The following is an 18,891-nucleotide window of genomic DNA, read 5'->3' on the forward strand; positions in this document are numbered from 1 at the left end:
GAGCAGCTCCCGAGACGGGAATTTGGCTGAGCGGCGGCGAACTAGAAACGGGCGAGCCTTCCCGGAAGACTCGCCCGCCACACTGTTACTTTTCCTTGCGCACGCCTTTGAAGGGCTTATCGTCCGCTTTCTGGTCGATGAACCTTCCTGCCGGGCCCCGCTTTACCCACCGATCATTCTGCGGATTGTAGGCCTGGGACCGGTTTTTTACCGCGCCGATCCTGTGGCCATCACCGACTGGGGGATTTTTCGCCATCTTTGCCATCACCTCCTTTCGCTTAAAATTTTCTTCTTATGTTCTTTTGCCGGGCTGCTTCCAAAATTTGCCGCCGCGATTATTTTTTTTTGCGGATTGTCTGTCTCCGACCGGTCAGCTTGGGAGCTTTATTCGATTGACCTCTTGGTTGTTCTTTGCCAATGTGTCTTATTGTTCTAATTTCAGCCATAAAGCCTGATTTTCGTCCCGAACGGCAATTTCCCTGTCCGGAGCGGCATATATTTAAAGGGAGTCTCATGGCAGAGGTTTCAGATGAAGTGTTAAATTTGATGGCCAGTCACCCATGGGATGAAAGCATTCCAAGGCTGACACGGTATGCCTTTAGGAAAATGAGAAAACTCTTCTGGCAGGGCATTCTCGGCGGGCCTGCGCCAAGCGGAATCGAAGCAAAGGACATAGTGCACATAAGCATCGAAAAAATTTTGAACGGCGATAGGGCATGGGACCCCCGTTCCCAAGAAAACCTTTTCAAGCATTTAATCAGTGTGATTGACAGCGAGGTCAGCCACTTGATCGACGGTTGGGAGAATCGGCACTTCTTCCGGGAAGCTGTCCTGTCAGGAAGACCTAACAGCGATGGAAAAACAGCCGAATTCTGGGATAATGTTTCCTGTCCAAATTCCGGTCCGGAAGAAATCGTGCTTGCTAGGGAGCAAGAACGTTTGAGCGAGGATTTTTTCTGGAAATTTTACGAATTCATTGCTGATGCTCCCTTGCTTCAAACAATCCTTGAACGCCTCGCAGAGGGGATTGAGAAACGGGCGGACATCGCCGAGAGTATGGGCATAAAAGCGAAGGAATTCGACAATCTGAAAAAGCAGCTCCAAAGGCGGCTCAAATCATTTCAGGAAATTAAGAATGGAGAGGCGAATAATGACAAGGCATAGCCCTGAGAAATATTCCGACGTATTGGAAAGTTTGCACGGCCTGCTTACCGATTCCGAGGAAGAGGTAGAAGATCTTCCGATCACCAAGATAAGAGAAGATCTCAGAAAAGAAGGCATTGACGTCGATCAAATGACTTCCGAAGTGACCCTCATGATCTCCAAAAAGCTGGCGGGAAGAAGACTCGAAGCCGCCAAAGAAAAGAGACATCGTCTTGGAGGGCTATCGGTGATCAAAAAGTACATCGATGAAAAGGCGAACGTCAAAGACGCGGTTTTGGAAATACTCAATGGATTAAGCCAATCACAGCCGAAACTTGCCTCGGTGTATTTCAGGAAGCTTGAGGAGGCCAATGAAGCGGATATGGCTTCGATCTTGGAAGATCTGATGATACTCGAAAGTGACGGCGATGTATTCGAATGATCCTTCCAGGGCCAACGAAGTCAAGGCCCGGAGATTGGCGGACGCGCTCATAAGGGAATATGCTATCACCAGGCCCGACGAGATACGCCTTGAGGATATTTCAATGGACCGGAATGTCTTGGTCAGGGAGGGTGCATTAAGCGGATCGGAGGCCTATCTGATCCGGAAAGGCAACAAAGGGATCATAAGAGTCCGCAAAGACATCCCTGAGGCCGGCAGAAAACGCTTCGCAATCGCGCATGAGCTGGGTCATTGGGAAATGCACTCAGAAGAGACCCAGCTTAAATTTTGTTCGGAGGACGACATCGGCGGCTACCAGGGAAGCCCAATGGAAATCGAGGCGAATGCTTTCGCCTCCGAATTGCTCATACCCACTCGCCTCGCAAGCAAGGAATTCAGATCGGCCACGCCATCTCTTGAGGTCGTCAAGGCGCTCTCCAGCGCATACAATGTGTCGCTGACCGCCGCCGCAGTAAAATTCATCCAAATTTCGAAAGAAGACTGCATGGTCATTTTTTCCAGGGACGGAATAGCCCGCTGGTGGAGGAAAGGAAAGGAGTATTCATCCATTCCAGGCATTGAGAAACATCACCCGCTTCACCTGGAAAGCGAGGCCTGTGAGGTATTCCGGGGGAGGAAGGAATCCGCCAAAATGGTCAGAGTTCCAAATGAAGCGTGGTTTCCATGGATGAGGGACAGACGAGGGTTCGAGGTTTACGAACAATCGATTCGGCTCGGGAATTATCCGACTATCTTAACCCTTTTATGGGTGATCTCAGAAAGTTGACTTCATTTTTAGGGCATAGAGGCTTGATGTCCTCTGGCGACACACTGCCTTTGGGGAAAGAACAGCTACAAATGACGCAAACTTCCTACGCTACTGATATACTCTTTGCCGGCCTAGACAGTGTCCGTCGCTGGCTACCCTGCGGCAGACGCTGAGGACATGCAGGACAAGCAATGGCTGTATCCTGTTCATCGTCAGATGTGTCGGCGACAATTATGTCATGCTGTCCGGAAGAAAAGGTCTCAAGCTGATGGTTGAATGAATTTTGATCGACGGCGTACATGGATCCCCGCGCTCCCTCAAAACCGCAGTTCCAAGCCGCCAAAGTTTGACCATATCGGAGGGCGTCTCGAACGCCCTCGGCACCGGCATGTCGTAAGCCTGCTTGACCGCCAAGAGTAGCCTTAGCGATAAGACCGGCAGTACACCAATCTCCAGCGCCACAGGTGTCTGCGAGGTTAGGCGTTGACACAGCATTTAAATGGACCCAATCCGATGCACATCGGCCAAAACGATGGCGATATCGCAGTCCTTGTGCACCAAGAGTCTGAATCTCTATTAATGTCGCTGCATCGCCTTCCATCACCCCACCGACTGACGTTAGTCGCTGATCCGCATATTTAACCACATGGGCAATTCTAATTGTTTCGGCAAACAATTTGGGATCGGCCTTGCCGGAAGGCTCGAACACGACCACCGCCCCTTCAGCGGCAGCACGCGCGGCGAGGGTGACTGTCGCACGAGACAGACGATCCAAGAAAAAAACCGATATTCCGGGCAGACTCGGGGTCACAATATCAACTGCAGCAACAGTTACCGCTTTATATCTCGGTAGCCATTGGCCGCATCGGGGGCAGGACCATGAAAACCGATGCGTTGGCGAGCCATCGCGGCCTCGCCGAATCTCTTGGATAATGATCGGCGTGTGACTGGTTGGGCTGCAGCTAGCGAAATCCATCCGCACCCCCCACCGTGCCATGTCAGCCCGCACCCGCTCCGAGGCGGGATCCCCGTTCATCCGCGTGATCGGGTATGCATCCCAGCCGAGGTAGGCCAAAATCGAAAGGACATTACCACAAGTACCACCCGCCCAAGAGCGGACTGGGGAGTTGGGGGCCATGCCCATCACCAAATCAAGGGTAATTAGCCCTGCCCCAAAGACTTTTGGTCGTTCAACAGATGTCATCATGCGGGTATCCCTCCATCGTGCAACAGTCTTGACCGAGGCTTCGGATAAACGTCCCCTTCCAACCAGATATGTACAAGATTGGGAACAGCTATCACGGCAGGTGCTGACTGATTAAGATTGTACCCGATCGCCTCCAAATAGGCGACTGGTAAATCGCGCTCTAACGCCGCCATTAACGCTCCTAAGGCCATAATCTTGCTCCCAAGCGGAGACAGCACTAGACGCGAACCTCCGATCTCTTGGAATACCGGTTTCCGTAAGTCGTCGAGTCGTAGAATAGTACGATAGAGATCCAACGGGTCTCCTTCATCAGCGTAAACGATATTGCGAGTATCCACCGACCAGCCACTCTCAAATTCAGTCAAGTACTCTTCAGCTAACTCATCGCCCATACGGGGATTACTAGATGGAAAAGGGAGGATTGGACACGTATCATGGGGGGCAACGAAATTATAGAGAAGGCCAAGCGTTCCACTTCTTCCAGCCGCAAGCTGCGGTAGCCAGAGCTTAGCGGCCTTAGCCGAACTGTCGAGGGTTGATCCTCCTTTGAACCCATGGATATATCCTGGTGCATCGCTGGGCACTGGCTGGATGTCTGCGTCAAGCTTGGGATCATGTGCCACAAAGATGTGTAGGTTAGCTAACATTTTGCCGCGCTCAATTTGCTCAAAAAGGTAGCGAATTATTGGGAAGCTAGTCCCTACAGATAGTGCACTGATGTCCACAACTATATCGGTTATACCGCTAAAATCTTGTCGGTTGAGCATAGCGACAACGTTTCGTCCGCCGATGACCGCACCATCAGCGCCGAAGATTTCTACCGGGATGACCACTTTTTTGCTAATCGCAGCACCTAGAGTGACTGCATTGCAAGTCGCTCGTTCGAGCAGCCCTTGAGCTGGTTTAGGACGGTTTTCTTGGAATAGAACAGCGGATATTGATGCTGGGGTCAAGGCGAGACGCGTCGCCACTGCCGTTGATCGCGGATCGAATCCTGCCCCGGCAACGAGAAGCACGTGTCGATCAGGGCTGGAAAAATAGTCGACAATGAATTTGTCCACTTCTTGGCCACGATGGGCAATACACGGATCCCATCGACGGGCATGCATCATTTCCTAGACCTCCTCCAACAATCGAACCAAGTCGATGGGGCGGCGCTCCAAAAATCCGCCGCGTTTCAGGGTCAATCCGTGGTGGAGTAAGAGGATGCCACCAAGTTCGATGAGGCACCAGAGCCGCTTCTTCGTACCATAGTTGGGTGCGAGCATGAACGCATTGTAGGCAACGCCAAACTGCAACACCCGGGCGAGCTCAGGATAGTTCTTGGGAATAGCATCAAAATCATCCTGCAGGATGCCGAACGCCGTCGCCCCACCGCCGAGCGAAGCATTACCCTCAAGGCTTTTGTTTAGGCACTCTTTCGCGATGCCACTTGCGAGACGACGCACTAACTGATGATGAGGGAAGTCCCATTCGCGTACCATTGACGTCGCTTGGTCTCGTAATAATTTATGCTGGACTCCGCTTCCCAACGTGGCTCCTTTGCCCCTGACCAGTTGTGTCTCCGATTGCGAAACAAGTCGCGCGGCCAGTTGCAAAAATTGCTCCGCATTTTCCGAACTGGAGTCGCATAGATCGTCGATCCCAAAATAGTAAGGCCGGTCATATTTGTGTAGAAGATGAATTTTGGCGCCATCAGCAATCCCGGCGTCAGCGACCAGAGGTCGGCTAGGCTCAGTATCCCCGATGTACGCCTCGAAAAGCCCTCGTTGCGGCGGGGTCCGCTTAGCGTAACGTTCAAAGAGAATCGCCAGCATAGCGAGTCCCAAATCTTCGCCATCCTCCCCAGTAGTACCAAGATAATTTGCTATCTCCCTTTCAAGCGCGCTACGGCGCTGGGGCAAAACTCTATTCCGCTCCTGGAGTATTGCTACGGAGTTAGCAAGTTTATTACGGTTTCCCTTCGCTATCATCTCCGGCGCGGTTGTGAGTAAGTCGCCGAGACTATTAAGACGTCGACGGCTAAAGACCTCCATCTGGCCTAAGTATCGGCCCGCCATATCTTTGGCCATCCTGCGAAATGCGCGACGCTGATTAGCACGATCCTCTCCGCTTTGTAACCTGATGATTGTTATTTCGCGAGTACGCTTGATTCCGAGGGGCTCCGTCTCTACCGCGTTCTCCGCTACTTCGTGATCCAGCAGAACATCGGAGGGATTCAACGCATCAAAACGCGTCAGTATCCAACGGGCGACCTTGAGTTCTCGGCGTGCAAGCCAATGCCGCATGGCGGTAAATTGTGCTGGGTGCAGACTATGTGCATCGTCAAAAATCACCAGCGGGCACAAAGTCAAAATATCCTCACCATCCTTGATACTAAACGACTCGATAACGTCGAAAGGTCGGTAGGCTGCAACGGCCTCGCTATCGATATCCTCGACATCTGGTGGCAGCAAAGCGGCGGAAATCGTGTAAATGGCGAGTTCGACCTCGCGGGCTCGCTTAAGCAACATCGGCCCCGCAGTCCCTCCTATGGCAGTGAGTGCTGCGTCGGCGCCAGCCCGCGGCACGATTTCCACTTGAGTCAACGATATGTTGGCCGTCTCTAAATTACGAAGCCAAGCAAGTACTGTCCGTGCCTGAAGCAGTGCTATCATCAGCCCGGTTTTGAGTTCCTCGTCGTAAGAAAATTCCCAGAACTCACGATATTCGGCTTCAAGTGGCAACCGGCAGCCAATTAAGGTCGGACGTTCATTGGTGATCGCACCACAAACCGTAAGTGAATCAAGCAGGGGTTTGTAGGTTGTGAGGGCTTTGTTACGCAACAACGTCCGTAGCGTCGAGAACTGGAACAGTCTCGCGAGCGTTGTCTTTCCGCTTCCCGGTGTTCCTATAATCATAGTCAGCCGATCATAGAGCCGCCCTTCTTTAGCGGGCTTCTGGAAGAAAGTGACTAACGGTTCTGGGGTAACGTAGGCAAGGAAAGCCTCGTCATCTCGCAAGTACTCAGTAGCACGTTTTTCGAAAGGGTTGGTAGTCATGGCCTCTCTCAGGCGTGTCTTTGGCGGCGGCGGAACAACGGACGCATTGGGGGAGCAGAAATTTCCTGCCGGTCACCACCATTCGTTTCGGCCCAGAGCAACGCCACAGAATTGTTTGGTGTATTGTGTTCGAATACGAGCGGCAATGCGCCCCCGCCATAACCCAACCCCATATGAGGCACCCCGCCGACGTCAGTATGTTTCGTTCTAATGATCGGATCATAGTACTTCTCCGTCAGGCGGACAAAGGCTTTATCGCAATCCGAGGCCGCATTGAGGGGAAGTTCCTCCGGCAGCACCGTCCCGAAGGAGAAGTATACGTTCTTCGCCCACTCCTTGTGTGCCAACGCTGTTTGAGCCGCCTTTTGACTTACGTCAATGGAACGTACTGCCGCAGCGGACGCCACATAATGGTGGACGCACAACTCCCAATCCGGCGTGAAGATGTGGTCTCCACTCAACGCTCCAACAGCACTAGTGACCGACTCAAAAAACCGTATCAGCTTTCCCTTCCACTTAGCTTTCTCCTTATCGTATCGGAGAAAGGATGTGCCCGTCCCCGCAAAATCATCGATTAGGTAAACGAGTCGGAAGCACGCATTCTGGTCTTTCAGGTCGCTGCGCAAGTTCTGCAAGAGATCCTGCCACTTTTCCTTATCGAGTTGGGTGGCCAACACGAGCTGTTCATTAGTCAGAAACCCTGTGTTCGAATGCCGGACGATGTCGATCCGGGCACCGTCACTTAAACCCATAAACAGTGTTTGACGGCGGAGCCGCTCTTCATCGGCTCGTGCTTCCGAGTCAGCAAGCACACGATAGGCTGGAATACTCCGTTTAGCCGCGATGATTTGGACTAGGCGATCACGGACGATCTTTGGGTGGAATTGCTCAACAAGACGCTGCATTTCGCCGGGGCCGATATAGACTAACCGCCGTCGAACGAATCCATAAGCAGTTTTCCGCTCTTCCGACGTGAATTGCTGAAGCCAGGTAGCAAGACTTTCGACGAAACGCATACCTGCTTGAAAGTCACGGTAACCGTCGTATTTAAGTCGTGCCATCAATCGCAGCCACTTAAACTCTTCACGCGCTTGGTCATCAGACCATGCCATAATTTCACCAAGAACTCTGAGCGCCAGATCCTGGTTCATTTAAATGCACCACGCATAAATTTCAAGGTGCCTCCACTCCCCTGGAGCTTTGCCAGATAATCAAGTGTAGCGGCGACTCCTCGCTGACCGGGAGGTGCCAAGTTCCAGCATGTCTCCGGATCGACGCTGATCTCGTCGACGCTAAGGGCGAAAGTTTCGCACAGCAACTCGTAGTCATTACCCGGCCAGCGGCCACGGTCTCCTATTGCCAATATTGGTGCCGAGCCGGTACACTCACGAATCTTTTTCAGTACATTTAGCTTGGAAACACCTGGTGCGACGATGTCGATCGAATGACTCGAACGCGTGATAACTGCATCTCGGTAGCCTGCGGTCAAGAGAACTTGATGGGAAAGATCCCATAGCCGATTTTCCTGCATCGCACGTTTAGCTTCTAGCGTAATTTGAAAACGCCGGTCAGTCTGGACTGCGGCACGTGCCAGTTCTGGCTGTGCACGCAGGGCGCTGGCGAGAGGCCTCAAGGCCTCGCTTGTTCCTTCAGTCCCGTCGGGCGCCCCATCGTCGTCTAAGGTGGCGATCTCAGCCCCGTTGTAATAGCCTACGAGCACGCGCGCCCACATCGCCTCAGGCAGCCCCGCCCGCAAATCTCGGCGTACCGAAGCCCCACGGCCGGTGGCAATTGCCAACCAAGCCCCCGAGTCGACAATTTTTTTTAGCTGACCCAACATGTCTTCTCTTGCAAGCAAGAACCGATGTCGTGCGTCGACTATGGTGCCATCGTAGTCAAGAACTACGCCAGCGAACGAAGCATCCAGAAGCCGTTTGTGGAATACGTTGAGGGCAACCCGCCAACGATCAAGCTCCCCCAGCGCCGCGAGACGTTTTGGTGACGCTCCTGTTTTGCGTGCAATCGCCGCAGAATCGCGCTCGGATAAGCCATCAACCTCGACAATGCGCTTGGATCGAGGTAGAGGGAGTTTATACAGTTTACGCCCGAACTCAGGCACACCGGGGCGGCCAGGGTCGATACCTCTCGCCGTGCCAGCCCAACCAGTAATTTTAAGGGCCGCCACGAGCGCAGCCAGAGCTACTCCAGGCTTGGAACCCGGTATCTCCAGCCGCGCAAGAGGAATCTCAGGGGGGATTAGGCGTAGTGTACGGTCAGCCAAGCTGCGATCTTCATCCGCCACGAAGGCGAGCACTGCACTCTCTGCGCCGCGCTTGGCCAACCAATGGTGCCGTCCATGCGCGAAATTGCGGTAATCGGCCAACTGAAGATTGCCGAGGGCTGCCTCGGTAAACTTCGATTCGAGGTCAATCGCTCCGAAACGTGTTGACGGACCATACAATACAAGAGTCGTTGGCCGACTCCAGAGCGGCGTGGTTAGTCGCTCCCAAACGGAGATTTGCTCGGAATCGTTCGAGAGCAGTTCCTCAAGAGTCTTCACAGCTAAAATCCAGTCGCTCTCCTCATCGAATTCGACAGCGTATGCGCGGGCAAGCAGTGCGGTAAAGCCGAAAAGAGAATTCGTGGCAAGAAAGCCGTCTTTGCCGGCTGGCAATTTGTATAGCAGCAAGTCCACGAAGGGATGGACGCGACAGAAGTCCGCAAGAGCACTGTCCTCTCGTCCGCAGAGCACGGCGACTTGGCGTGGTTCGCGTGCGACAAGTGCATTAGCAGCCCTAAGAATATCGACGTTGCCGCCACCTGCGCTTAATAGCCACATTGTCACGTTCGTTTCGATCAACTCGCTAGCTGCTTCGAGTGGGGTCGCCACCGTAGCGATACGACCTGTAAAATGCTGATGGAGCCCAGCCAGCGCATGCGCGGAGGTCAGCGATCCACCCGACCCGATTGCTAGCAGGGGCGATAATCCGGCCGTGCGCACGGCTTGCCGCAATGGTGTGATATCAACCGTTGCCGCCCATGTGAACGTTTCGGCCAACTTGGACATCTCGGTCGCATAAGGCTTCGCCATTGTTCCTCTTTATCGTCCATTCTTGCCAGGACAATAGAATATTCTTTTTATAGGGTAAGTGCTAAGAAATCGCTTTTTCGGTTAGCTCAAAAAAACCAAGGCGACAACGGAGAATCTCCCGAATATCCTGACCAGTCCTCAGGACATAATCTTTTTTTATAGATCACTCCCGAACGGGCTGTCAATACGAATAACAAACAGGTAGGGGCTATTTTCATGGCGATATAATCGTCAACGGTCTAACAATAGATCGCTAAAGTTGTCCCCGAAAATGGCTCTTCAAAGTTTTTTGTGATGCTCTCCTAATCACCCACCATTTCCCAACTTTATTTGCTATTTGCCAACTTTATTTTTCATTTCCCAACTTTATTATCCGTTTACCAACTTTATTATTCAGGAACAGCTGCTGTCCGTAATAAATAAAGTTGGGAAATCATGGCCCTTCCAATTACGGCAAGTTATGCCATATTTTTTCATTTTAGCAAAATGCAAAAAAAATAAAGTTGGAAAGTCCCCCCCTTCCGAAGACAACGGTCAAAAAATAAAGTTGGCCAATAACACACCAAAATTGTATCCCCTCGGGGCGCATCAACCAGGCGCCCCGAGGAAGAGGGTGTTGAAAAGGATTGTATAAATGGCCCTGCGGGGTAGGAAAATTGGTCCTCCCCGACCAAGGAGCCCAGAATGGTTAGTTGGCCATGATATCGAACCCTTTGACCCCATCCTTGAAATCGGGACGCCAGCGGAGGGAAGGTGGTTTTCTTCTTGCCAACCCCCGGTACGTTGGCTTGATGATGATGGTCTTCCCTTCCCGTGGAACCACTACTTCTCGGCGCACAGAAACATCTTCGGTGGGCAGATATGCCGTGAAGGTGTAGGTTCCCGGCTTTAAACGGATTGTCGTCTTATAGAGATATCTCACCCCTTCGCCGCTTTCCGGGTCTGTATGCGGATCGGTGGTAGTCGTCTCGTTTTGCATCTCCATGGGCAGCCCCATTGATTGCCCGTTGATATCAACAAAGAGCAAATATTCATCCTTGCCGTGCTTGGATGGCTCAAAAAGAAACGCTGAATATTTGTGGGTTTTTATCGAGGCCGACACGGTGACAACCGCCTCATCCACTCCCACCGCCGCCCCGTCCGAGGCCACCTGAAACACATCGTTACGTTGCCCCAACAGATTCTGGTTGCTGGCCGCGCAGCCCGCCAGGATCAGGGCCAAAATTAATACGAGAAAATGATTTATTTTTTTCATGGCTTCAATCTCCTTTTTTTAGATAGTTTTGGTTATACCGCTGTCTCGCCACGCTCATTGGTCCGTATCCGCACGGCCTCTTCAACGTTTAGGACGTAAATTTTCCCTTCCCCCTTCTCGCCGGTCCATGCCTCTTGCTGGATGGTGTCCACCACCTCCCCAACCCTGAGATCGGAAACCATCAGCTCAATACGGGCCTTCTTGCAAAAAAAGGTTATCTCCGTATCGCTCTGCTCGCGGAAGGAAGCTCCCTTCCCTTGCCCGAAGCCCTGTATCTCCATAACGCTCATGCCGGTCAAGCCGTCAATGAGTCGCAAGGCTTCCGTTACTCTTTCCAACACAGCCGGTCTAATGTAGGCAATGATCTGCTTCATTGAGCGATCTCCTTTTGATTGAGTTTCAAGTCCGCGCTTCTCTCCCACCAGCGGTAGAGGGTCGGCAGGACCACCAGGGTGAGCAGGGTCGAGGTGATGAGTCCACCGATAACCACCGTGGCCAGCGGCCTCTGCACCTCGGCGCCGGTGCCATGAGAAAGCGCCATGGGAATAAAACCGAGCGAGGCCACCAGGGCGGTCATCAGCACCGGTCTAAGCCGGATGGCAGCCCCGCTCATGATGGCCTCATCAAGCCCCATCCCCTCCTCGCGCAGCTTGTTGAAATAGGAAACCATGACGATCCCGTTCAGCACCGCCACCCCGAACAGGGCGATGAAGCCTATGGCCCCGGAGACGGAGAGCGGCAACCCCCGCAAAAACAGGGCAACGATGCCGCCTATCAGGGCAAAGGGAATGTTGAGGATGATCAGGGAGGCCTGCCTGATGTTCCCGAAAGTCGAGAAAAGCAGGATGAAGATCAGGGCCAGGCAGATGGGAAGGATGACCGCCAGACGGGACATGGCCCGCTGCTGGTTCTCGAACTGGCCGCCCCAATTCAGGTAATACCCTGGCGGTAGTTTAACCTTACCCTCGATGGCCTGCTGGGCTGCCGCCACAAAGCCGCCCATGTCCCGTCCCGAGACGTTGCATTCGACAACGATCCGGCGAGAACCGTTTTCACGGGAGATCTGGGCCGGCCCTTCCTCGGTGTAGACCCGCGCCAATTGCTTGAGGGGAATGCGGGCGCCATTGGGGGCGGAGATCAACAGTTCTCCGAATTTCTCCGGGTTGTTGGATAACCCTTCCGGGAAACGCAGGGCAACCATGAACCGCCGCTGGCCTTCAAAGAGCTCGGAGACGGCCTTGCCCCCAGCCGCCAGCTCCAGAACATCCTGAATATCCGAAACATTGATCCCATAACGGGCGATGGCTTCCCGGTTGATCCGCACCTGCAGGTACGCCAGGCCCGAGACCTTTTCCACCTGGACGTCCGCCGCGCCCTGAACCTTCTTGACCGCCTCGGCGATTTCATTTGCTTTTGCCTTGAGCACCTCCATGTCCTCCCCGAACAGCTTGATGGCGATCTGGGATTTGACTCCGGAGATCAGCTCGTCCACCCGCAGGGCGATCGGCTGGGTAAAGGAAAAGGACATGCCGGGGATATTCTCCAGCCGCTCCCGCATCGCATCCACCAGCTCCGCCTTGTTGGCGGCGGTTTTCCACTCCTTGCGCGGCTTGAGATTGACAAAGATGTCCGAGATGTCAATCCCCATCGGGTCGGAGGCGATTTCCGCCCGTCCGGCTCGGGAAACCACTTTTTCCACCTCTGGAAACGAGAGCAGGGCCTTTTCCACCGCCGCCGAACTGCGCACCGTATCGGTCACCGACACCGAGGGCAGGCGGAAGGACTGAACTGTAAGGCTTCCCTCGTCCAGGGTGGGAAGAAATTCGCTCCCCAGAAAGGGCACGAGCAGGAGCGAGCCGACCAGAGCCGCCCCGGTGATGAGCAGGATCTTCCTCGGATTTCCAAGGCTCTGCCGCAGGAAGGGCAAATAGGCCTCGCGAATCTTGGCCAGCAGTCTTGGGTCTTTCTCCACCACCTTTCCTTTCAACAGGAACGAGCAGAGGGTCGGCACCAGGGTCATGGTCAGGATGAGCGAACCCAAAAGGGCGAAACCGACGGTGAAGGCCATGGGAGAGAACATCTTCCCCTCCATGTCGGTCAGGGTGACAATGGGCAGGTAGACAATGATGATGATGAAGACCCCGAAGAGGATCGGTCGCGCCACCTCCTTGGCCGACATGAAGATGACGTGCCGGGCGCTTTCATCCTTCTTCCGTTCCGCCAGGTGTCGCACCGTGTTTTCCACCATAACCACGCTGCCATCCACGATCATGCCGAAATCGATGGCCCCCAAAGTCATCAGGTTGGCCGAAAGCCCCAGCCAGTGCATGCCCAGGAAGGAAAACAGCATGGAAAGCGGGATGGTCAGGGCAACGATGACGGCGCCACGAATATTGCCGAGAAAATAAAACAGCACCGCGATCACCAGCAGCCCGCCCTCAATCAGGTTGGTGATTACGGTGGTGATGGTCTTTTGGACCAGGTCGGTCCGGTCGTAATAGGGAACCAGCTTTACCCCTTCCGGCAAGGTCTTCTGGATGGTCTTAACTTTGTCCTTGACCCCCTCGACCACCTCCTTGCTGGAGGCGCCTTTCAGCATCAGCACGATGCCTGCCACCGCCTCGCCCTTGCCGTCGTAGGTCGTGGCCCCCTGGCGCGGTTCATTGCCGATGACCACCTCGGCCAAGTCGTCAAGATGAATCGGAGTGCCGCCGCGACTGGTGACAACGATCTGCTTCAGGTCGTCAATCCCCTTGGCCAGACCAAGGCCACGCACCATGTATTGTTCTTCCCGGTGCTCGATAAAACCCGCGCCGACAGTGGAATTATTCTTCTCCACGGCCTCGATCACGTTGTGAATGGTCAGATCGAGGCTCTTCAACTTGCCCGGATCAATCAACACCTGGAACTGCTTGACCTGTCCGCCGAAGGAATTGACATCCGTCACCCCCGGCACGGTGCGCAGGAGCGGTCGTACGATCCAGTCTTGCAACGAACGCAATTCACGAACATCGTACCCCTCGCCTTCGAGGAGGTACTGATAGATTTCACCCAGGCCGGTGGTTACCGGCCCCATCTGCGGCTCGATCCCCTTGGGCAAACGATCACTGGCCTGTTGCAACCGCTCGAAGACCTGCTGGCGGGCAAAATAGGTGTCCACCCCATCCTCGAACACTATCGTGATTACCGACAGGCCGATCTTTGAAATCGAGCGGACCTCGCTGAGCTGTGGAAGTCCTCCCATGGTCGTTTCGATGGGAAAGGTAATCAGTTTTTCGACCTCGGTGGGTGCCATGCCGCCAGCCTGGGTCAAAATCTGAACCTGGACGTTGGTCACATCGGGAAAAGCGTCCACCGGCAGCTTCTTCATCGCCCAGACCCCGCCGCCGAGCAGGATGACGGTGGCAAGCAAAACCAGCAGGCGCTGCTGGAGGGAAAATCGCAATATTGTGTCGATCATGGTCTCACTCCTCTCCCAGTTCGCCTTTTTTGAGTTCCGACTTCAGCAGGAAGCCCCCCTTGACCGCGTAGCGTTCTCCTTCCTTGAGTCCGCCCAACACCTCAACCTGGCCGCCGGATGCCCTGCCAAGCTCAAGGGGGCGCGGCTCGAACTCCGTGCCGTTCGCGGTGACGAATACTACCTTCCTGCCCTCCATATCCTGCAAGGCCTCTTCGGAAACAACCAGGACTGGCGGCGCATCGGCAGGCAGAGCAAGTTCGACACTGGCGAACATCTCCGGTTTCAGCTTGCGGTCCGTGTTTTTGACCTCGATGCGGGCCTTGACCGTTCGGGTGGCGTCATCCACCATGTCGGCAATATGACTGATCCGCCCCGGAAAGCCCAGGTCAGGAAAGGCGCCGACCTTGACGATGGCCTCCTGTCCCTTGCGGACCTTGGCCAGGTCTTTCTCGTTGATGTCCACCATGACCCAGACAGAGGAGAGGTCCGCGACGGTATAGAGGTTCTTGGCCGGATCGGCCAGCTCGCCGACAAGGGCATATTTTTCAGTGATGACGCCGCCGATAGGTGCGCGGACCGGCAGGAGCTGTCTTTTGTGGCCTGGGCCATCTAAACTAGCAGGAGAAAGTCCGTAGAGGGCAAGCCGCTCTTTGTCGGCATGCAATTCGCTTGAAGTCATCTGATAGTCGGTCTCGGCCTGTAGGATGTCCTTGCGGGCGGCAATCTTCTTCTCCACCAGAGCATTGACCCGTTCCAGATTGTTCTTCGCCAGCGAGAGTTTGGCCTTTGACTGGCGGTAACGGTTTATGGCCTCATCCAGTTCCACGCTGTCCAGCATGACCAGCACCTGGCCGGAGGCGACAGTATCGCCCAACGAGGCCTTGACGGAGGCAATCTTGCCCGGAATACGCGATGAAACGTGGGCGATCCGGTCGCCGTTCACCTCCACCTTGCCGGTGACACTGATGGCATCGGCAAGCCGTTCCTGCTTGGCGGCAGCGACCACGACGCCATGCTGTTTTTGTATCTCCGGCGTCATGCTGACGGTTTTGGGCGCCTCATCTTCTCCCCCCTCATTCTTGGCCCCGCTCTTTTCATTGGGTTCGACTGTCTCGTTGTGCGTCTTTTCCTCTCCAGTCCCGGTGGCAAGATGGGTGAAGCGATAGTAAAAGCCGCTGGCCAGGGCCAGGGCGATAACTCCGATAATGATTCCCTTTTTGTTCACTGGACACCTCCGCTCAGATCAATCGCCACCGCCGATTCAAGTTTTACAAAAGCCACACGCCTGCCGTGCAGGGCCGCGAGATAGCCGTCATTGACCTCAAAGAATTTCTTCTGCTCCTCGATAACCGCAAGAATACCTGCCTCGCCCAGGCGGTAGGCCTCCTGGGTCAGTTGCAGATTCTCGGCCAGTTGCGGGATGATGCTCTGTTTAAACAGGGCAAGAATGCGCTCCGATGCCGACAGACGAGAGAAGGCGGCCTCGACCTCGGCGGTTATAATTCTCTCCAGCGCCAAACTACGGGAACCGGCAGCCTCCAGCCGGGAACGGGATGCTGCCCGTCCGCCCTGGTTGCGGTCAAAAACCGGAAGCGGTATCGACAAGCGCACCCCAAGTTGCGTATCGCTGCTGGTCGACGACAGGTCTCCCAACTCGGTTGCGCTCCGCTGTCTTTGCGCAAAGAAACCCACGGTGGGGTTGGGAATTGCCTCGGCTGCGGCCAGACGGGTTTCCGCCTCGGCCTTACCGCGTTCGAGCGCCAGGGCCTGAAGATCGGGCCGCGAGGCAAGGGCCTGCTTGAGCAGTTCCTGAATGGTTTGTGACACCACCGGGGTGGCAAGATCATCCGCTGGGTTAAAGGCTACCTCGTTCTGGCCCGTCAATGACGACATCCTGAGACGAAGCTGAATGCCATCCCGCTCTGCCTCGATAAGACGGCTTTCGGCGCGGGCAAGTTCCACCTTGGCAAGATTGAGTTCCAATTCGGGGATATCACCCGCCTTGAAGCGTTCTCCGGCAATGCTCACCAGATCGCGATTCAGGCCAGCCAGGTCAGCCGCAAGCTCGCCCCGTTTGTCGGCCAGGGCCAGGTCAAAGGCCAGGGTGGAAACCTCTTCCTTCAACAACCGCGCAGCGTTATCCCGCTGCCGCTGCGCCGCTTCGGCCTCGCGCTGTCCCGCCTCGCGGCGCAGGCGCAATTTGCCGTTCCACGGAAGCTCCTGATTGATGCCGATGGAGGCGGAACGCTCCTCGGGGCTGCCGGACTGACGACCGGAAGAGCCCTGGAGTTCCAAGGTAGGGTTGGCGAGGGTGCCGGACTGAATGGCAAGCGCTTGCTTTGCCGCCGCCTCTTTTTCCAGGGCGGCCAGCTCGGCGCTTTGTTTCATGGCAAGAGCCACAATTTCATTGATGGTGCGGGGAACGGGCTCGGCCAATGCCGGCAGACAAACAAGCGCCTGTAGCAGCAGAGCAAAGATCGTTCCGCGCACCTGTGTTGAGCAGGTCATGGGAAAACCTCCAGACAGATGGATAGGTGACCACAGCAAGGTGCGGACGCACGCAGGCCATAGTGATGACGTTACGTTGGTAATGTTACGAAAAAGGAATACCTAGAGAATTGCTGCGTCGGGCGGAACGAAAAGGGAAAGATAGACTTCGGGGATATGCCGGGTTATTTCGGCGGGGTGAAGAGAGATGAGAAATGGTGAGTAGGTGAAGATGGCCGGCGTTGAGGCAAGCGGAGCATGGCATGGGCCATTACAGCCGCCGAAACAAACATGATCATCTTGGGCGTGCGATGGGGCCGGGGTGCAGGGGCAGTCGCTGTCATGGATCGACCCCGAATTTTCAGTGAGGAACGAGGATACTGTTTCCTGGGCGCCCGGCAGTTCCCCGGCGCACAAAATATCTTCGCTTAATGACATCGCCAGGCCAATGATGGCCACGCACAGGAGCATGGGGGCGATTATGCGTCTGAATTCAGATTTCATAAGGAGGCAACCTTAGCAATTCAACAATTCTTTTACAATACAAATCCGGTGCACGGCTGTTGTTTTTTTATGGCAGATCAGGGCGAGGTGGCTACTGTTCCGAAAATTCCTTGTCAGGGCCGGACATCTGCCGGACCAGATGCTCGACCGCCAGCTCGGCCATCTCCCTGGCCTCCACCAGAAGAACGGACGTGTCCCGCAGGCTACAGAAAATCCGTACTGCCGCGTAGCTGACGGAAACCACGCTACCGCCCCGCTGATCATGAGCCCACCTGTACGCGCAATTCATTACCTACCAGCGACACCATCCGCCACCGTGGCCCATCATGGTGGCGTAACCGCCGTACATGCCGGGATGGCTGTCATGCCAGGAGCATCCCCATCCCATAGGGCCAGAATAGCCCGTGCCGATTTCCTGGTTCACTTGCGAGCGTAAGCGCCAGTAATCTTGCTCCAAGGCGTAGAGCTCGGACCGAAGGGTATTGGCTTTGTTCAGCGTGGTTGACCCATCGGCCAAAGCGGTTTCAAGCTCTGTAGCCTTACCCCGGAGAGCACCCTCCTTGTCGGCCAGTTGCTTTTGGTATTTTAGCTCGATTTCACGGGCCTTTTTCTCCTGCTCCGCAGTTAAGGCCGGTCTGTTCGTCCCTGTCATAGGGCCACCTCCCATGGGACCCATCATCCAAGCCCCGGCTTGGGATATGACGCCGAAGGTAAGAGCAGTTACCAGTGTGGTGATAAGAATTTTTTCTTTTTTCATGACAGTTCTCCTTTTGACAAGTTATTGGGTTTTACCCACATCTGCCCGGCAAAAAGGGCAGTACCTCCAAGCAGTTTCCACAATTTTACTACAGGACGGGCAATGGCTTTTCAAAGTAACCGCGCAGTGGGGGCAGCGTAAAAAGCTGTTTTTTATCGCACCACCGCAAGCCGGACAACTTGCGCCTAAACTTGCCCCCAGAGGGAAAGCACTTTTCCCTCCTTGCCTCAGGGTTGTGACAAACGCAAGAACTGCGAGGACAATAATCACTGTCGCTATTATCCAAAAAAAATGCCATTCATGCGCCCAGCCTATGCCGCAATACATGATTTTCCTCTCAATAATTATAACTTTGTGGATAATCTCCAGGGCGTCCACACCCATGAAAATGGCCGTTTACAGAACCTGAACCGTTGTAATATCCATGATCATAGCCAGCCCAATAATGACCGCAGCCGGTTAAGATCAATGCCGCACCGAGCAGAAGCAAAACCAGCGTGGTTGTTTTCCAGAATTTCCTCATGACATCCTCCTTTGTTTACTCTTTGTTTATTGGATATAGCAAAGGGCGTGCCAATAAAGTTGTCCGGGGAGCAACAGCAGGCAACTACACGAAATAAAATGATAAATATATTTTCAGAAGAAACGAACGAGAAGAAAAGGAAACGCAAGTGCCCAAAAATTAGGCGGCTGGATGCGATGCAGGAACAGGGGGGTGCCTAAAAAGAAGACAGA

At 54.4% G+C, this 18,891-nt stretch carries 19 protein-coding genes; 4 read left to right on the plus strand and 15 right to left on the minus strand.

Translation table 11 applies throughout. The annotated features are described in order from the left end of the window. Positions 1–22: 22 nt before the first annotated feature. From MWR57_RS05665 to MWR57_RS05680, 4 genes are all read left to right on the plus strand, one after another. Entirely contained in the window at positions 23–436 is a 414-nt protein-coding gene (locus tag MWR57_RS05665; RefSeq protein ID WP_423123821.1) for a hypothetical protein, read from the plus strand. Positions 437–513: 77 nt separating this feature from the next. Continuing rightward, entirely contained in the window at positions 514–1,164 is a 651-nt protein-coding gene (locus tag MWR57_RS05670; protein WP_423123822.1) for a hypothetical protein, read from the plus strand. Next, positions 1,151–1,585 (plus strand): hypothetical protein, encoded by a 435-nt coding sequence (locus tag MWR57_RS05675; RefSeq protein ID WP_423123823.1) that lies wholly within the window; start codon positions 1,151–1,153, stop codon positions 1,583–1,585. Before MWR57_RS05670 ends, MWR57_RS05675 begins: the two co-directional genes overlap by 14 nt. Next, the gene (locus MWR57_RS05680; protein ID WP_423123824.1) at positions 1,572–2,372 is read left to right on the plus strand and encodes an ImmA/IrrE family metallo-endopeptidase; all 801 of its coding nucleotides are present in this window, start codon (positions 1,572–1,574) and stop codon (positions 2,370–2,372) included. The genes MWR57_RS05675 and MWR57_RS05680 overlap by 14 nt, the downstream gene beginning before the upstream one ends. 85 nt (positions 2,373–2,457) lie before the next feature. On the opposite strand, the gene MWR57_RS05685 is transcribed toward MWR57_RS05680, so the two are convergent. The 15 genes from MWR57_RS05685 to MWR57_RS05755 all read right to left on the minus strand — a co-directional run bounded on the left by MWR57_RS05685 (position 2,458) and on the right by MWR57_RS05755 (position 18,679). Then, the gene (locus MWR57_RS05685; RefSeq protein WP_423123825.1) at positions 2,458–3,561 is read right to left on the minus strand and encodes a PfkB family carbohydrate kinase; all 1,104 of its coding nucleotides are present in this window, start codon (positions 3,559–3,561) and stop codon (positions 2,458–2,460) included. After that, complete coding sequence (locus MWR57_RS05690; protein WP_423123826.1) at positions 3,558–4,673, minus strand: hypothetical protein; 1,116 nt, start codon at positions 4,671–4,673, stop codon at positions 3,558–3,560. The genes MWR57_RS05685 and MWR57_RS05690 overlap by 4 nt, the downstream gene beginning before the upstream one ends. A gap of 3 nt (positions 4,674–4,676) precedes the next feature. Then, complete coding sequence (locus MWR57_RS05695; protein ID WP_423123827.1) at positions 4,677–6,602, minus strand: hypothetical protein; 1,926 nt, start codon at positions 6,600–6,602, stop codon at positions 4,677–4,679. Between the two features lie 8 nt (positions 6,603–6,610). Then, the gene (locus MWR57_RS05700) at positions 6,611–7,753 is read right to left on the minus strand and encodes a phosphoribosyltransferase-like protein (protein WP_423123828.1); all 1,143 of its coding nucleotides are present in this window, start codon (positions 7,751–7,753) and stop codon (positions 6,611–6,613) included. Continuing rightward, the gene (locus MWR57_RS05705) at positions 7,750–9,693 is read right to left on the minus strand and encodes a hypothetical protein (protein ID WP_423123829.1); all 1,944 of its coding nucleotides are present in this window, start codon (positions 9,691–9,693) and stop codon (positions 7,750–7,752) included. The genes MWR57_RS05700 and MWR57_RS05705 overlap by 4 nt, the downstream gene beginning before the upstream one ends. 688 nt (positions 9,694–10,381) lie before the next feature. Beyond that, complete coding sequence (locus tag MWR57_RS05710) at positions 10,382–10,948, minus strand: hypothetical protein (RefSeq protein ID WP_423123830.1); 567 nt, start codon at positions 10,946–10,948, stop codon at positions 10,382–10,384. A gap of 32 nt (positions 10,949–10,980) precedes the next feature. Next, positions 10,981–11,322, minus strand: coding sequence for a P-II family nitrogen regulator (locus MWR57_RS05715; protein ID WP_423123831.1), 342 nt, complete (start codon positions 11,320–11,322; stop codon positions 10,981–10,983). Continuing rightward, positions 11,319–14,408 carry an efflux RND transporter permease subunit gene (locus tag MWR57_RS05720; protein ID WP_423123832.1) on the minus strand — a complete coding sequence of 1,030 codons (3,090 nt, stop codon included), beginning with the start codon at positions 14,406–14,408 and terminating at the stop codon, positions 11,319–11,321. The genes MWR57_RS05715 and MWR57_RS05720 overlap by 4 nt, the downstream gene beginning before the upstream one ends. A 4-nt stretch (positions 14,409–14,412) precedes the next feature. After that, entirely contained in the window at positions 14,413–15,633 is a 1,221-nt protein-coding gene (locus tag MWR57_RS05725; protein WP_423123833.1) for an efflux RND transporter periplasmic adaptor subunit, read from the minus strand. Then, positions 15,630–16,916, minus strand: coding sequence for a TolC family protein (locus MWR57_RS05730; protein ID WP_423123834.1), 1,287 nt, complete (start codon positions 16,914–16,916; stop codon positions 15,630–15,632). The genes MWR57_RS05725 and MWR57_RS05730 overlap by 4 nt, the downstream gene beginning before the upstream one ends. Positions 16,917–17,018: 102 nt before the next feature. After that, the gene (locus tag MWR57_RS05735) at positions 17,019–17,399 is read right to left on the minus strand and encodes a hypothetical protein (protein WP_423123835.1); all 381 of its coding nucleotides are present in this window, start codon (positions 17,397–17,399) and stop codon (positions 17,019–17,021) included. A gap of 91 nt (positions 17,400–17,490) precedes the next feature. After that, positions 17,491–17,688, minus strand: a complete 198-nt coding sequence (locus MWR57_RS05740; RefSeq protein ID WP_423123836.1) for a hypothetical protein — start codon at positions 17,686–17,688, stop codon at positions 17,491–17,493. A gap of 3 nt (positions 17,689–17,691) precedes the next feature. Beyond that, positions 17,692–18,156, minus strand: a complete 465-nt coding sequence (locus MWR57_RS05745; RefSeq protein ID WP_423123837.1) for a periplasmic heavy metal sensor — start codon at positions 18,154–18,156, stop codon at positions 17,692–17,694. A gap of 21 nt (positions 18,157–18,177) precedes the next feature. Then, a complete protein-coding gene (locus MWR57_RS05750; RefSeq protein WP_423123838.1) occupies positions 18,178–18,540 on the minus strand; it encodes a zinc ribbon domain-containing protein in 363 nt (120 codons plus the stop codon). After that, positions 18,494–18,679, minus strand: a complete 186-nt coding sequence (locus MWR57_RS05755; RefSeq protein ID WP_423123839.1) for a hypothetical protein — start codon at positions 18,677–18,679, stop codon at positions 18,494–18,496. Before MWR57_RS05755 ends, MWR57_RS05750 begins: the two co-directional genes overlap by 47 nt. Positions 18,680–18,891: the final 212 nt, after the last annotated feature.

This window comes from Hydrosulfovibrio ferrireducens, assembly GCF_046883345.1.
GTDB lineage: Bacteria > Desulfobacterota > Desulfobulbia > Desulfobulbales > Desulfurivibrionaceae > Thiovibrio > Thiovibrio ferrireducens.